Annotated in this window: 13 protein-coding genes; 10 read left to right on the forward strand and 3 right to left on the reverse strand. The window is 62.4% G+C overall.

Features of this window, described 5'->3' with window-relative positions; translation table 11 throughout:
- The first annotated feature begins 249 nt into the window (after positions 1-249).
- From NKJ93_RS18840 to apnL, 7 genes are all read left to right on the forward strand, one after another.
- A complete protein-coding gene (locus NKJ93_RS18840; protein ID WP_352590675.1) occupies positions 250-1,077 on the forward strand; it encodes a phosphogluconate dehydrogenase C-terminal domain-containing protein in 828 nt (275 codons plus the stop codon).
- A gap of 267 nt (positions 1,078-1,344) precedes the next feature.
- Positions 1,345-2,286 carry a D-ribose ABC transporter substrate-binding protein gene (locus NKJ93_RS18845; RefSeq protein ID WP_023675475.1) on the forward strand — a complete coding sequence of 314 codons (942 nt, stop codon included), beginning with the start codon at positions 1,345-1,347 and terminating at the stop codon, positions 2,284-2,286.
- 113 nt (positions 2,287-2,399) lie between these two features.
- Positions 2,400-3,053 carry a DUF2291 family protein gene (locus NKJ93_RS18850; protein WP_023720262.1) on the forward strand — a complete coding sequence of 218 codons (654 nt, stop codon included), beginning with the start codon at positions 2,400-2,402 and terminating at the stop codon, positions 3,051-3,053.
- Complete coding sequence (locus tag NKJ93_RS18855; RefSeq protein WP_352481995.1) at positions 3,050-4,594, forward strand: sugar ABC transporter ATP-binding protein; 1,545 nt, start codon at positions 3,050-3,052, stop codon at positions 4,592-4,594. The genes NKJ93_RS18850 and NKJ93_RS18855 overlap by 4 nt, the downstream gene beginning before the upstream one ends.
- Complete coding sequence (locus NKJ93_RS18860; RefSeq protein ID WP_023720264.1) at positions 4,591-5,655, forward strand: ABC transporter permease; 1,065 nt, start codon at positions 4,591-4,593, stop codon at positions 5,653-5,655. The genes NKJ93_RS18855 and NKJ93_RS18860 overlap by 4 nt, the downstream gene beginning before the upstream one ends.
- A 1-nt stretch (position 5,656) precedes the next feature.
- Complete coding sequence (locus NKJ93_RS18865) at positions 5,657-6,691, forward strand: Gfo/Idh/MocA family protein (RefSeq protein ID WP_352481997.1); 1,035 nt, start codon at positions 5,657-5,659, stop codon at positions 6,689-6,691.
- Positions 6,688-8,595, forward strand: a complete 1,908-nt coding sequence (gene apnL, locus NKJ93_RS18870; protein ID WP_352590678.1) for a D-apionate lactonase — start codon at positions 6,688-6,690, stop codon at positions 8,593-8,595. The genes NKJ93_RS18865 and apnL overlap by 4 nt, the downstream gene beginning before the upstream one ends.
- Before the next feature lie 78 nt (positions 8,596-8,673).
- On the opposite strand, the gene NKJ93_RS18875 is transcribed toward apnL, so the two are convergent.
- The gene (locus NKJ93_RS18875; RefSeq protein ID WP_352590681.1) at positions 8,674-9,642 is read right to left on the reverse strand and encodes a GlxA family transcriptional regulator; all 969 of its coding nucleotides are present in this window, start codon (positions 9,640-9,642) and stop codon (positions 8,674-8,676) included.
- 312 nt (positions 9,643-9,954) lie between these two features.
- Entirely contained in the window at positions 9,955-10,668 is a 714-nt protein-coding gene (locus NKJ93_RS18880) for a transcriptional regulator NanR (RefSeq protein ID WP_352590684.1), read from the reverse strand.
- A gap of 183 nt (positions 10,669-10,851) precedes the next feature.
- On the opposite strand from NKJ93_RS18880, the gene oiaX reads away from it, so the two are divergent.
- Positions 10,852-12,114, forward strand: coding sequence for a 3-oxo-isoapionate-4-phosphate decarboxylase OiaX (gene oiaX / locus NKJ93_RS18885; RefSeq protein WP_352590687.1), 1,263 nt, complete (start codon positions 10,852-10,854; stop codon positions 12,112-12,114).
- A 4-nt stretch (positions 12,115-12,118) separates the two neighbouring features.
- Positions 12,119-13,453 carry a four-carbon acid sugar kinase family protein gene (locus tag NKJ93_RS18890; RefSeq protein WP_352590690.1) on the forward strand — a complete coding sequence of 445 codons (1,335 nt, stop codon included), beginning with the start codon at positions 12,119-12,121 and terminating at the stop codon, positions 13,451-13,453.
- A 92-nt stretch (positions 13,454-13,545) separates the two neighbouring features.
- Here NKJ93_RS18890 and NKJ93_RS18895 read toward each other — a convergent pair whose 3' ends face one another.
- A complete protein-coding gene (locus tag NKJ93_RS18895) occupies positions 13,546-13,974 on the reverse strand; it encodes a hypothetical protein (protein ID WP_352482004.1) in 429 nt (142 codons plus the stop codon).
- 320 nt (positions 13,975-14,294) lie between these two features.
- On the opposite strand from NKJ93_RS18895, the gene NKJ93_RS18900 reads away from it, so the two are divergent.
- Positions 14,295-15,812: a S10 family peptidase gene (locus tag NKJ93_RS18900; protein WP_352482006.1), complete on the forward strand. Its 1,518-nt coding sequence runs from the start codon at positions 14,295-14,297 to the stop codon at positions 15,810-15,812.
- The last annotated feature ends 74 nt before the right edge of the window (positions 15,813-15,886 follow it).

Here is a 15,886-nt window from a genome sequence, read left to right on the forward strand (position 1 = left end):
AGCAAGTGCTCAGAGCCGTGCCACTGCCGCTTGCCAAATTGGTATGCTGGTATAATGTGTACCTGAGGTAGCATGCTCCGCATAGCTGTGCTGTGCTGGACATCCGAGCGCCCGAGACATCGTCCAGGGCATCGTCATTTGAGCGGCGGCTCCCCGCCTTTTGTAATCCGCCAGCCGGCGGCAATGTGCATACAAGTCAATAGGATGACGATCGGCAGGGCCGTCGTTGGAAATCAGGAGTAACGGACAATGACAACGATTGCGCTGTTTGGTGCTGGCGGCAAAATGGGTTACCGCCTGTCGACCAATTTTCGCGGATCTCCCTATACGGTACGCCATGTCGAGGTTAGCGACGCCGGCCGCGAGCGGCTTAAATCGGGCCTCGGCATCGATGCCGTCAGCGCCGATGAGGCGCTTGATGGCGCCGATGTGGTGATCCTGGCGGTGCCGGATACGCATATCGGCAAGGTCGCGGCGAGCATCGAGAGCAAGCTTGCATCAGGCACGATGGTCGTCGTGCTCGACGCCGCGGCACCTTTCGCCGGGCATCTGCCGCAGCGACCGGACCTGACCTATTTCGTCACCCACCCGTGCCATCCGCCGATCTTCAACGACGAGACCGACATGGCGGCCAAGAAGGACTATTTCGGCGGCGTCAAGGCCAAGCAGCACATGGTCAGCGCCTTGATGCAGGGGCCGGAGGAAGATTTCGCCAAGGGTGAGGCGATCGCCAAGATCATCTGGGCCCCGGTTATGCGCTCGCATCGAGTCACCGTCGATCAGATGGCGCTGCTCGAGCCCGGCCTTTCGGAAACGGTATGCGCTTCGCTGCTCGTCGTCATGAAGGAGGCCGTTGACGAGGTGGTGGCGCGCGGGGTCGACAAACAGGCGGCGCTCGACTTCCTGCTTGGCCATATGAACGTGCTTGGCGCCGTCATCTTCGGCGAGACCAAAGGCGTGTTCTCCGACGCCTGCAACAAGGCGATAGAGTTCGGCAAGCCGGTGCTGATGCGCGATGACTGGAAGCGGGTGTTCGAGCCGGAGGAGATTGCCGCGAGCATTCAGCGCATTACCTGAGGGCGCAACGCGTCGTCCGGGAACATATCACCTGAAATTGTCATTGACTCATCATACCAGTTAGCTTAGCTGTTCGATGGCTCGGACCGTCAAGCTTCGCAGCAAGCTCAGGGCCTGGGACGAGTGGAGGATAGCGGGGAGACGATCGATCGAGGTGAAGCCGGCAAAGGGCTTGTGAACCTGACGCGAGCCGCGATCCGCGCTGGCTAACGAATTGAATGCATATAGCCTTGGGATCAAGGCACGGGTTTTCAACGGGAGGAATACATGAAACTGACACGCAGAATGACGCTTGCGGCTTTCGCCGGCATGCTGGCGCTTGGCACGGCCGCACCCGCCTATGCGGCGGATCTGATCGCCATCATCACGCCCTCGCATGACAATCCGTTCTTCAAGGCGGAAGCTGTCGGCGCAGAGGCCAAGGCCAAGGAACTCGGCTACGAGGCGCTGGTGCTCGTCCATGACGACGATGCCAACAAGCAGTCCGAACTTATCGACACGGCGATCGGCCGCGGCGCCAAGGCAATCATCCTCGATAATGCCGGCGCCGACGCCACCGTTGCCGCCGTGCAGAAGGCCAAGGACGCAGGTGTTCCTTCATTCCTGATCGATCGCGAGATCAATGCCACCGGCGTTGCCGTCGCGCAGATCGTCTCCAACAACTATCAGGGCGCCCAGCTCGGCGCGCAGGAATTCGTCAAGCTGATGGGCGAGAAGGGTAATTTCGTCGAGCTCGTCGGCAAGGAATCCGACACCAATGCCGGCATCCGCTCCAAGGGTTACCACGACGTCATCGACGACTATCCGGACCTGAAGATGGTGGCGCAGCAGTCGGCCAATTGGAGCCAGACCGAGGCCTATTCAAAGATGGAATCGATCCTCCAGGCCAATCCCGATATCAAGGGCGTGATCTCCGGCAACGACACGATGGCGATGGGCGCCTATGCGGCACTCGCGGCTGCCGGCCGCAAGGACGTCATCGTCGTCGGCTTCGACGGGTCGAACGACGTGCGCGACTCGATCACCTCCGGCGGCATCAAGGCGACGGTCCTGCAGCCGGCCTTCGCGCAGGCGCAGATGGCGGTCGAGCAGGCCAACGACTTCATCAAGAACAAGAAGTCTCCCGCCGAAGAAAAGCAGCTGATGGACTGCGTCCTGGTCAATGGCGACAATGCCGCCAAGCTCGAGACGTTCGCGCTCACCAACTGAGCCGGCGTAACATCAGGCAGCAAGGGACGAGCCTCCGGTTCGTCCCTTGCTTCCATTTCGCCCTTGCTTCCATTTCTCTGGGTGCTCCTCACCGCCATGCCGAACGAGCCGACATGTTCAACACGCTGACCCGGCCGATCTTTGTCGCGTTGTTCCTCGCAGCAATAGTCAGCCTGACCGCCTGCAAGATCTTGCCGACGCCGTCGGCGGAAAACGGCGGCACTGGCTCCGCGTTCAATCCCGACAAGATGGTCGAGGACATCTGGGCGGCGAAAGTGATACCCTATCTGCAGCAGAAGGCCGGGCCGTTTCCCGAGGTGCATGCCTTGGCCAAGGCCGATCCCGCCGCTGCCGGCGCCAAATACGGCAACCCGAAAAAGCAGGCGAATTCGCCGTGGACCTTCGCCGTTCGGCTCGAGGGCAAGGTCGTTGCAGCCAACACACAGTCACGTGCGGCGACGATGGATGTCGATGCCGACGGCGACGGCAAGGCCGATGCGCGGGTGCAGATCGGCCCCGCCATGCGTGGGACCGCCCTGCGCGACAGCCTCGACTTCATCCAGTTCAACGATTTCACCAATCAGATCGACTTCGCCCAGTTCGGCAAGTCGTTCAACGCCTATGCCGACAAGACCGTACTTTCCAAGCTGCCGCGCGAGGCACTCGAGGGCCGCAGCGTCAAGATCCTCGGCGCCTATACGCCGGGCAGTGGCCAGGACCTGCCGCTGGTGACGCCGGCGGAGGCAGAGATCGGGCCGAAGCCATGAGCGGCGATCAAGATGTCATCCTGAAGCTGGAGGATGTCTCGAAGGTCTATTCCGGCACCGTCGCGGTCAAGCGCGCGAATTTCGAGGTGCGCAAGGGCGCGGTCAACGTGCTGGTCGGCGAAAACGGAGCCGGCAAATCGACGCTGATGAAGATCATCGCGGGCGTCGAGCAGCCGACACTCGGGCGCATTCTGCTGGACGGCGAGGAGGTTTCCTTCTCGTCATCCGGGGATGCGGTGAATCGCGGCATCGGCATGGTGTTCCAGGAGCTGAACCTGTTCGGCAATCTGACTGTCGCCGAAAATATTTTCGCCACCCGCGAGATCACCAACCGCTTCCGCAAGATCGACCGCAAAGAGCAGGAGCGCCGCGCGGCGGAGTTCCTTGAACGCCTGGAAGCCGGCATCCGGCCCGACATGCTGGTCGAGGATCTGCGCATCGGCCAGCAACAACTGGTCGAGATCGCCAAGGCGGTTTCGCTCGATGCGCGCATCCTGATTATGGACGAACCAACCTCGGCGCTCAGCGCGGCGGAAGTCGAGATCCTGTTCAAGGTGATTGCCGACCTCAAGGCGCGCGGCGTGGCAATCGTCTACATCTCGCATCGGCTCGAGGAACTGATCCGCATCGGCGACACCATCACCGTGCTGCGCGATGGGCGCATCACCGGCCAGGCGGAGATGAAAGACGTCGATACCCAGTGGATCGTGCGGCAGATGATCGGCTCGGAGGCCAAGGACTTCGCCAAGGCCGACGGCCATGTGCCGGGCGAAGAGATATTCCGTGCCGAGGACATTTGCCTGCCGCGTGTCACCGGCGGGCTCGCGGTCGACCACGTCTCGCTGTCGCTGCGCGCCGGTGAAATCCTCGGCATCTACGGCCTGATGGGAGCCGGACGCAGCGAGCTGTTCGACTGCATCATGGGCCGTCACGGCCATTCGACCGGAACGATATTCATTGCCGGCAAAAAAGTGCACGAGCGGGACACGACGCGACGCATCCGCCGCGGCCTGGCGCTGATCCCCGAAGACCGCCAGCGCGAAGGGCTGGTGTCGACCCTCTCCGTCGCCAGCAATCTGACGCTGGCCAGCCTGTCGCGTTTCGTGCGCCTGTTCCACATTCGTGGTGCCGCCGAACGACAGGCGGTGGCCCAGACCGTGCGCGAATTGGCGATCAAGGTCGCCGATCCGGCGCAGGAAGTCTCGTCGCTGTCGGGCGGCAACCAGCAGAAGGTGGTGATCGGCAAGGCGCTGCTCACCGGACCGAAGGTGCTGCTGATGGACGAGCCCAGCCGCGGCATCGACGTCGGCGCCAAGGCCGACGTGTTCCGCACCATGCGCAAGCTGTCGCGCGACGGCCTGGGGATCCTGTTTGCCACCTCGGATCTCGATGAGGTGATGGCGTTGTCAGACCGCATCGCGGTGATGAGCAATGGAAAATTGACTGGTATGTTCGACCGCGCCGAGGCGACAGAGGCCGCGATCGTCGCTGCCTCGGCGCTCGGCCACGGACCGGTCCCGCACGGAGAGCAAGGCGCATGACTGACATTCCAGCCAAGGCGGCGGTCACCTCCCTTTCGAGCGGCTCGGTCCTGCTGACGCTGATGAAGGCGAGGACGTTCATCGCGCTGATCGCCGTGCTGTTGTTCTTCTCGATAGCTGCCCCCAATTTCCTCTCGGCCGCCAATCTTATCCTGATGTCGAAGCACGTGGCGCTGAACGCATTCCTCGCAATGGGCATGACCTTTGTCATCATCACCGGCGGCATCGACCTGTCGGTCGGCTCGATCGTCGGCCTGTGCGGCATGGTGGCCGGCTATCTCGTGCTCAACGGCATCGACCTGCAGGTCGGCTATACCATCTATTTCAACGTCTTCGAGATCGCGCTGATCACGCTTGCCGTCGGCATATTGATCGGCGCCGTCAACGGCTTGCTGATCACCAGGCTTAACGTTGCGCCGTTCATCGCCACGCTCGGCGTGCTCTATGTCGCGCGCGGCCTGGCGCTGCTGTCGTCCGACGGGCGCACCTTCCCCAATCTCGTCGGCAAGCCGGAGCTTGGCACCACCGGATTCGGCTTTCTCGGCGCCGGCCGGTTGCTCGGCCTGCCCGTCGCGCTGTGGATTTTGCTCGTTGTTGCATTAGGGGCCGCCTATCTCGCCAAGTACACCCCGCTCGGCCGCCACATTTTCGCCGTTGGCGGCAACGAGCGGGCGGCGCGGATTTCGGGCGTCCGCGTCAACATGGTGAAGATGTTCGTCTACATGTTCTCCGGCTTCTGCGCGGCGATCGTCGGGCTGATCATCTCGTCCGAACTGATGGCCTCGCATCCGGCGACCGGAGAGAGCTTCGAACTCAACGCCATTGCCGCGGCAGTGCTCGGCGGCACCTCGATGTCGGGCGGACGCGGCACCATTGGCGGCACCATTGTCGGCGCCTTCGTCATCGGCATTCTTTCGGACGGGCTGGTGATGATGGGGGTGAGCTCGTTCTGGCAGATGGTGATCAAGGGCCTCGTCATCATCGTCGCCGTCGTCGTCGACCAGGCACAGCGCCGGCTGCAGAGCCGGGTGACGCTGATGCAGATGGCAAAGGCTGGCTGACATGACGGAACTGCGGGGAGCGCTGATCGGCTGCGGCTTCTTCGCCGTCAACCAGATGCATGCCTGGCGCGACATAGAGGGTGCCTCGATCGCTGCCATCTGCGACCGCGATCCGGACCGGTTGAGGATCGTCGGCGACCAGTTCGGGGTCGCGCGGCGCTATACCGACGCGGCAGCACTGTTTGCCGGCGAAAGGTTGGATTTCGTCGACATCGCCACCACCGCGCCGAGCCACCGTCCCCTCGTCGAGATGGCGGCGCAGCACGGCGTGCCGGTAATCTGCCAAAAACCGTTCGCGCCGACGCTTGCCGACGCCAAGGCGATAGTGAAGGCATGCGCCGTCGCCGGTGTGCCGCTGATGGTGCACGAAAATTTTCGTTGGCAGTCGCCGATCCAGGCGGTGCGTGCCGTGCTCGACAGCGGCGACATCGGCACACCCTTCTTCGGACGGATCTCGTTTCGATCGGCTTACGACGTGTTTTCCGGCCAGCCCTATTTGGCGACGGGAAAGCGCTTCATTATCGAAGACCTCGGCATCCACATCCTCGACATCGCCCGCTTTCTGCTGGGCGACGTCTCGACGGTCACTGCGCGAACGGCGCGCGTCAACCCTGCCATTGCCGGCGAGGATGTTGCGACGATGCTCATGGACCACACGAGCGGCGCCACTTCGGTGGTCGACTGCAGCTACGCGAGCAAGCTCGCGACTGAGCCGTTTCCGCAGACGCTGATCGAAATCGACGGCAGCGACGGCACGATCCGGCTGGCGCAGGGCTACCGGCTCACCGTCACCGGCAGGAGCGGAACGGCTGTCAGCGACGTCTCGCCGCCGCTGCTGCCTTGGGCATCGCGGCCGTGGCACAACATCCAGGAAAGCGTCGTCGCCATTCAAAAGCATTGGGTCGATTGCTTGACCAACGGAACCGAGCCCGCGACCTCGGGCGCGGACAACCTCAAGACATTGGCGCTGGTCGAGGCGGCCTATGCCGGCGCCGCAAGCCGCGAACCGGTGCAACTCGACGCCTTGCTGAAATGACAGCCGACGCCTTCCTCCTTTACGGCACGCATGCGGTTGAAGTCGAACCGGTCAGGCTGCGCGCCGGTGCGCTGGCGGCGGACTTCGTCAACGGCAATCTGCGCAACATTCGGCAGGGCGGCACCGAAGTTCTGCGCGCCATCGCCTATATCGTCAGAGATCGCGACTGGGGCACCTACGAGCCGGCGCTCACCAACCTTGCCATCGAGCAAGATACCGAGGCATTTTCCGTCAGCTATTCGGCAAGTTGCCAGGCACCGGACGGCAGTCGACTCGGCTTCCGCGCGACCATCAAGAGCTCCGCCGATGGTCAGTTGGTCTTCGACGTGAGCGCTCGTCCCGACAGCGATTTCGAAACCAATCGCTGTGGCTTCTGCATCCTGCATCCGATTGCCGGCCTGGCCGGCAGCCCGGTCACGGTTGAGCATACCGACGGCAGCGTGGTCGCAACGCGGCTCCCAGAACTAATCGATCCCTGGCAGCCGTTCAAGGATCTGCGGGCGATCACCCATGAGGTCCGGGCGGGCGTCACCGCCGAATGCCGTATGGAAGGCGATGCCTTCGAGATGGAAGACCAGCGCAACTGGTCGGATGCCTCCTACAAGACCTATGTCCGGCCGCTCGCGCTGCCATGGCCCTACGTGCTGCCTGCCGGCAAGCCCTTCCGCCAGACCATCAGCTTGCGGGTGGAGGGTGGCGGGAAAGTGCCGGCCACCGCGGCAACCGCCGAACCGATTCGTGTCACGCTCGGCCAAGCCGGACCGGTGCTGCCGGATGTCGGCATTATCATCTACCCGGATGAGGTCGAGGCCGCGCTGAGCAAGCTGTCGGTGCTGTCCGAGCTTGGCCCGCAGCAATTGATGTTCCACTTTGACCCGACGCGCGGCCACGGGCTCGACGCCTTGCGGTCCTACGCCAGGCTGGCCGCCGCCTATCCGGCTCGGACAACGCTCGAATGTGTCATTGCCGGCGACGGCGATCTCGACACGGAGCTTTCAGGCGTCGCCGACAGGGTGCGCAAGGCCGGGCTCAAGCTCTCGGCCATTGCCGTTTCGCCCTCGGTCGACCGGCAGTCGACGCCGCCGGGCAGCGCATGGCCGCAGTGCCCGCCGCTCGAAGATGTCTATGCCGCGGCGCGGCGTGCCTTTCCCGACACCCGCCTCGGCGGCGGCATGTTCAGCTATTTCACCGAACTCAACCGCAAGCGTGTGCCGGCCGACCCGCTCGATTTCGTCACGCATTGCACTTGCCCGATCGTGCATGCCGCTGACGATCTCAGCGTCATGCAATCGCTGGAGGTGCTGCCTTTCATCACCGCGTCTGCACGGGCGATCTTCGGAACAAAACCTTATCGGATCGGGCCGTCGACCATTGCCATGCGCCAGAACCCTTATGGCGGCGCGACCAAGCCCAATCCCGACAGTCAGCGCATTGCCATGGCCGACCGCGACCCGCGCCATGCCGGACTGTTCGGGGCCGCATGGACGATCGGCTATGCCGCACGCCTCGCCCCTGCCGGGCTCGAAATGCTCACGCTCTGCAGCTTCACCGGGCCATTCGGCGTGCTGGCCTCGTCGGGTGAACCGGTCGAAGAAGGTACACGCCGGCCGATTTTCCACGCGGTGAAAGGACTTTGCGAACTGGCCGGCCATGCGCATATGGCGGCAACAACGACCGATGAGACGCAGGTGCTCGGACTGGCCGGCCGCGCCCAGACAGGCAAGATCATCGTCTGGCTGGCGAACCTTACCCCTGACGACGTTCCAGTCGATGTTTCCGGGCTCGGCTCCGATCAGGGTTTTCTGAAGATCTGGGATGGACGAACGTCACGCCAGATTCAGCGCGACGCGTCGGGCCGAGACCGTCTTGTGATGACGCCTTACGCAATCGTCCGGATCGGCTGAAGTCATATGCCGGGGTTCATGAATCGCCGCAATTCCGCAACGGTTGCCCCTAGCCGCAGCATGTCCGCTGCCGGCTTGTCACCCGATTTGCTTTCGAAACTCGCCTGGTGCCATTCCAGTCGTCCTGGAAAAAAGACGGCTGAACGAGGCGACGTCCTGATAACCCACCCGATAGCAAATTTCTGAAACGCTCAGTTTCGTTTCCTCAAGCATGGATTTTGCCAACTCCAGCCGCCTTTCCTGGATCCATTTTCCCGGCGTTGTCTGGAACTCGTCGAAAAACCTGCGAGACAGGGTTCGCGAAGACATCGCAAATTCGGTTGCGAGAAAGTTCAAATCGATTTCCGACATCTTGTCTTTCGAGAGTTCGCGCAGCTTGTTCTCGAATGGGCTGGCCTCGTTCGATATTTCGTCGAGAGGAAATTCGTAGGGACTCTGAAATGTGCGCGGCGGAGGAAGAACCAGAAGTTTTCGAATGATCCGCTCTTCCTTCGAGAAGCCCAGATCGATCAGCAAAGCCCTGGCGAGTTCCAGTCCGGAAAACCCGCCTCCACATGTGTAAAGGCGGTCCTGGCGAATGAGCAGGCGGGAAGCGTCCCATCGCACTTGCGGAAACCGGCGGCTTGCCTCGTTCTTCAGCCACCAGGATATCGTTGCGCGCTTGCCGTCCAACAATCCTGAATTGGCGAGCAGATAACATGCGCCGCAATGTGCTGCGATGATTGCCTCCTGCTGCTGCGCGAGCGCGATCAGCGGTTTTGAATGCTCACTCTCCTCGTCGAGCGAGCGCAGAAGGTCCGGAATCTCGACACCCGGCATCGCAATGAGAATCAGGACATCCATTTTTCGCGATGGTCGAACCTTTGTCGGGAAGGAAATTCCGGTGCTTGATGTCGACGGCGTGCCCCTTGAAACGAACTCACAGGAGAGAACCTGTGAACGGCAGACGTCATTCACAAGCTGAAACATTTCGACCAGAGTCGAGACAACGGCCGAATAGAAATTCGACGGCAGCCAGATCACAACGTGGAGGCTCCTGACAGCCATTGCGGTACTCCCGGTGTCGTTCTCGTCGGATGGCAAGTCTAGCATAGTCTTTGTCAAAATTGCCAATTCTAGAAAAAGAGCGGCGCCTCCAGGATGGCCGTATACGGGCTCGCTGACGAAAGCGGCCGCGGAAATCCATGGCTGGAAAGATGCAAATGCTGAAATCGCTGAATGAAAACAATGCGGCACATACATCGGATTTGAACGGCTACAGCAAACTGCGCCGGTCCCGACTCAGGCTGACCTGTGGTCAGTCAGTAGGCCGAGAACACAGTCCCGACCGCGACGCCGGTAGAGACCTGCGCTTGATTTTCAGTTGCCGGAATTCATCACGTAGAGCGCACGCGAGCGTTCGAGGTGCTTGATCATCGCCTTCTCGGCGCCATCCGCATCCTTGGCTTCGATGCGCTCGATGATCTCTTCGTGCTCGGTCAGCGTGAACTTTTCCTTGCCGGTCCAGATCAGCATTTCGGTGTGGTATTCCTTTAGCCAGCCAAGCATTGCCTCGCTGACGGCGACGTAGATCGGGTTGCCGGATATTGCCGCGATCTGGGTGTGGAATTTCATGTCGGCGGATATGAAGGCTTCCGAGTCGCCGCGAAAGCTGCGCTGCTCGATGACCGTTGCGCGCAGCCGCTGCACGTCCTCGGCGGTGGCCTTTTCAGCAGCTTCCTTTACCATGCCGCGCTCGAAGAAGATGCGCGCGTTCTTGAGGTGCTCGAGCGTATCCTTCGACGATGACAGGATGATCTTCGCCGCGCCATCGACCTGCTTGATGATCGACTTGGCGGTCAGCTGCAGCACCTTGGCCCGCTCACCATGCGAGATCGCTACCAGCCCCATATTGCTCAGCGCCTGCATCGCCTCGCGGATCGCCGGCCTGCCGACCTCGAAGCGCTCCATCAGTTCGCGCTCCGACGGCATGTCGTCGCCCGGCTGCAATTCGCCGCTGGTGATCAGGCGCTTCAGTCTCAAGAATACTTCGTCGGAAAGCTTGCGCCGGACGATCGGCTCCGAACGGTTCATCGTCGCGAATCACTCCTTTGACCGGCCCCTATCTAGCATTTCCGGCGTGAATTCCGGAACGCCTGCTGCCGGCTCGCCCGGCCCTGCCAAGCCGGATAAGGCTTGCAATGCTTATGTACTCATTATACCAGATTTCGAGGGCCAAGGAACCTTTTTCGAACCACCCCGGCAGGCCGCGCGAATATGATTGTTCTCACCTATCGCATCGAAACACGCGGCAATATCGAGGCGCTGGCGGCCAAGATCGCAAGCGACCAGTCGACCGGAACCTTCGTCGCGCTAGCCGGCGAGACCGAAGAGCTTAAGGCTAGGGTCGCGGCGCGCGTCCTGGCGATACGGCATCTGCCGGATGCGGATCGGCCGTCTCTTCCCGAAACCGGTCCCGAAGCCGGCAATGGCCCGGTCAAGCGCGCCGACGTCGACATCGCCTTTCCGCTGGAGGCCATCGGCACCGACCTGTCAGCGCTGATGACCATTGCCATCGGCGGCACGTTTTCGATCAGGGGCCTGTCCGGCATTCGTGTGATCGACATGAAGCTACCCGAGGAGTACCGGGGCGCGCATCCCGGCCCGCAATTCGGCGTCACTGGCAGCCGCAGGCTCGCCGCTGTCGCGGACCGTCCGATCATCGGGACCATCGTCAAGCCGGCGCTGGGACTCCGCCCGCACGAGACGGCCGCGATGGTGCAAGAGCTGATTGCCGCCGGCGTCGATTTCATCAAGGACGACGAGAAGCTGATGAGCCCGGCCTATTCACCGCTGTCAGAGCGGGTGAGGGCAATCATGCCGCTGATCCTCGACCACGAGCAGAAGACCGGCAAGAAGGTCATGTATGCCTTTGGCATCTCACATGCCGATCCCGACGAGATGATGCGAAACCACGACCTGGTGGCAAAGGCCGGCGGCAATTGTGCTGTGGTCAACATCAATTCGATCGGTTTTGGCGGCATGGCTTACCTCCGAAAGCGCTCCAGCCTGGTGCTCCATGCCCACCGCAATGGCTGGGACATTCTCACCCGTCATCCTGGCCTCGGCATGGACTTCAAGGTCTGGCAGCAGTTCTGGCGGCTGCTCGGCGTCGACCAATTCCAGATCAATGGCATCGCCTCGAAATACTGGGAACCCGACTGGTCCTTCGTCGAATCCTTCAAGGCGGTGACCACGCCGATCTTTTCGCCGGCCGATTGCGCATTGCCGGTCACCGGCTCCGGCCAGTGGGGCGGGCAGGCGCCTGAAACCTTCCAGCGAACCGGCCGGACGGTCGATCTTCTCTATCTCTGCGGCGGCGGCATCGTCAGCCACCCGGACGGGCCGGGCGCCGGCGTGCGCGCCGTGCAGCAGGCCTGGAAGGCGGCGGTCCAAGACATCCCGTTGGCGGATTATGCCTTGAGCCATGTCGAGCTGGCGCGGTCGATCGAGAAGTTCGGCGACGGCAAGGCGGCCTGACGCCATGCAAAACCTGCTTCTGAGTTATTATGGCGACGACCTGACCGGCTCGACCGATGTGATGGAGGCGCTCGAGCTCGGCGGCGTGCCGACCGTGCTGTTCATGCGGCAGCCGGACGAGGCGCTGCTTTCGCAATTTGCGCATTGCCGCGCCATCGGGCTGGCCGGCACCAGCAGAAGCGAGGCGCCGCAGTGGATGGACACGCATCTGCGAGATGCCTTCGCCTGGCTGAAGACCCTCAACGCCGAGATCTGCCACTACAAGGTCTGCTCGACCTTCGATTCCAGCCCGGCAATCGGCAGCATCGGCCGGGCGATCGAGATCGGCCGCTCGGTTTTCCGGCAAGGCGGCGTGCCGCTGGTGGTCGGCGCGCCGCAGCTGAAGCGCTACACCGCCTTCGGTCATCTCTTCGCGGCCTACCGCGACAAATATTTCCGTATCGATCGCCATCCCGTGATGAGCCGCCATCCGACCACGCCGATGGACGAATCCGACCTGCTGATCCATCTGTCGCGCCAGACAGACCTCAGCTCGGGGCTGGTCGACCTGGCAACGCTGCAATCGGCGTCGCGGTCGGAAGCATTCGACCGGCTTGTGGAGAATGGCACAGACATCGTGCTCTTCGATGCCGACAGCCTGGAAACCCAGGCGCTTGCCGGCAAGGAGATATGGCGCGCTCGCAGGCCGGGCGGTTATTTCGTCGTCGGCTCTTCAGGCATCGAATATGCCTTGCTGGCCGAATGGGCATCGAACCGGATCGTGGATGCCAAACTCGCGTTTTCGCCGCCGGGCGCTGCCGACAGGATCGCCGTGGTCTCGGGGAGCTGCTCGCCGACGACGGAACGGCAGATCCGGCATGCTCTAGCCGATGGCTTCGACGGGATCGAGATCGACCCGGTCGAACTGGTTTCTGAGGCTTCGAACGACGCTATTGCGCGCGCGGTTGCAACCGGCCGCTCCAGCCTGAAGGCCGGGCGCAGCGTCATCCTCTACACCGCGCTCGGACCGGCGGCCGACCGCGGTGCTGAAATCGATCTCCAGGAAGGCGCCCGCCATAAGCTTGGCCGCGGCCTTGGCGAGCTTCTCCGCGAATTGACGCTTCAAGAGAAGCTACTGCGCGTGGTCATCGCCGGCGGCGATACGTCGAGCCACGCACTTGGCCAGATAGGCGTCGATGCGCTGACGGTGCGAATGCCGCTGCCGGCATCGCCGGGCTCGCCGCTTTGTCTCGCGCATTCGCGCATCGAGGCGATTGACGGGCTGGAAATTGCCCTCAAGGGCGGACAGGTCGGAACCGACCGCTATTTCTGCGCCATTCGTGATGGGATCGGCGGTTGAGAGCAGAAATTTAGGTAAGTCGTTGGTGCTCAAATCGGAGTTCGGCAGCATCCATTAGCCGGCAAATCAATCAGAGGCGCGTCTGATCCCGGTTACCGCGTGCGACCCATCGCCTTGACTGGATGGCGCTGACGGGCATAGGCGACACAGGCGTCCACCGTGCTGACACAGAGTCCGTCGCGGTTGTTCGGCAGGTTGTTGTCGCCGGCGTAGGCGACCTCGGCAACATGGCCGTCAACCATTCGAATTTGCGTATTGCAATAGCCGCCGGGGGCGACGTTGACAGAACCTCCGAGCGCCGGGACGGGGCCAATGGCCACGGTCGGAACCACAATGTTGAGATTGCCGCGTTGAACGACGCGCTGATAGGTCCAGATCTGGCCGGATCTGCCAACATCGGCGGTGGCTGTCGGAAAGCCGGCACACATTCGAACATCCGCTTCGCTAAGGCCGACCATCTCCTTGCGGGCTGCTGCCGCCGTGGCGTCCTCCTTCGCAGTGCTCGACGTGTCGTCGGGCATGACGCAGGAGGACAGGATGGCGGCGCTTACGGATAGAACGAGAAGGGCAAGCTTTCGTGTGTGGAAAGATGTCATACCAACTTCGGATTGCATGGGAGCCCCGAATGCCAACCTAGGAAGTGAGCCAGTCGAGTCAACCGGCAGAAATTCACGAAGTCGTTTGGTGCGCCACCGCCGCGCATCTGCTGCAAGGGGTTGACGCTGCTGCCATGACCCTCGCACCCTGTCTTCCGCCTGGACGCCGAGTACTGGCGCACGGTGCTGTGACTTTGGTTCGGCCGACGGTGTGCTAGTTTCCAGCCAATTGCTCCGGAGACGTCATGCTTATCAAGCTGCAAGAAATCGCCCTCGCTCTTCTGCTGTTGGCCGCCGGCGCTGGGGCCAGTCATGCGGAGGCGGCCCAGCGGCCGCCGCCCACAGGCGGGGTTCTCTCGCTCCTGCCGCCGCCGCAGACTTCCGATCATTCGATCGTCATCGCCGGACGCACGCTCGATTACGAGGCCAAGGCCGGCACGCTGTCATTGCCGTCCGGCAAAGGCGATATCACCGCCGAGATTTTCTATGTCGCCTATGCACTGCATCCCGGAAAAGAAACGGGACCGGATCCGCGGCGTCCGATCACCTTCGTGTTTAATGGCGGTCCGGGAGCAGCTTCCGCCTATCTGCACCTCGGCGCGCTCGGTCCGCGGGTCCTGGCGACGGCGGCCGATGGAAGTTTCCTGCCGCCGCCACAGAGGCTGTTCGATAACCCCGACACTTGGCTCGACATGACCGACTTGGTCTTTGTGGACCCTGTCGGAACCGGTTACAGCCGTGAAGCGCCCGGCACGGAGGCACACAGCTTCTGGGGCGTCAGTCAGGACGCCGCGTCGATAGGCGCGTTCATCCGGCTCTATCTGGCGCAGACCAACCGCACGGCATCGCCGGTGTTTCTTGCCGGCGAAAGCTATGGCGGGTTTCGGGCGGCATTGCTCGCCAGGAAGCTTCAGGAAGACATCGGCATCAGCCCGAGCGGCGTCGTGCTGATTTCGCCGGCGCTCGAATTCACGCTGGTGCGCCCGGACGAGTTCCAGCCGCTCCACTGGGCGCTGGAACTGCCGTCGCTGGCGGCAGTGCGCCTGCACAGCGAAGGCGTTTCCGGCCCGGCTCTGCAGGAGCGGCTGGCAGAAGTCGAACGCTATGCGCTCGGCGATTATCTGGCCGCGCTAGCCGGTGGACTGGAGCAAGGTGGACGGCTGGCGAGCCAGCGTGTCGCCGAAATCACCGGTCTGCCGCTCAACCTTGTCCAGCGGCACTTTGCACGCATTCCCATAGGGCTCTTTGCCAAGGAGTTTGCACGGGCAAAGGGCAATGTTCTCAGCGCCTATGACGGCAACATCGCGACGGCGGACGTGGCGCCAGAGAGCCTTGGAGTCGAGGGTCCCGATCCGGTGCTCGACCGAAGCGTGCCGGCGCTCACCTCTGCTTTCGTCGGCTACGTGCGTGATGAATTGAACTTCCGTACGGATATCAGCTATCGGCTTCTCAACCGCGAAGTTAGCGGCAATTGGGACTATGGAACGAGCCCGACGCGTCAGGGCTATGCGGGTGTCATGGACGACCTTCAGCAGGCGCGCACGCTGAACCCCAATCTCGGCGTGCTGATCGTCAACGGCTACAGCGACCTGGTGACGCCGTACATGGGCTCGCGCTACCTGCTTGGTCAAATTCCTTCACTTGCCGGCGCAAAGCCCATTCGCGCCGAGGTGCTGGAAGGCGGGCACATGATGTATCTGAGGCCGGATGGACGGGCGGCACTGAAGCAGGCCGCGTCCGAGCTTTACCGAACGACGCAATGAGACAGTTGCGCAAAAAAGCGCCGGATGCGCTGTTCGCCCTCTCATCAGGCCCTAGTTCCATCGCAATTGATCGG

The sequence above is a fragment of the Mesorhizobium sp. M0028 genome (assembly GCF_040323855.1).
Classification (GTDB): Bacteria; Pseudomonadota; Alphaproteobacteria; order Rhizobiales; family Rhizobiaceae; genus Mesorhizobium.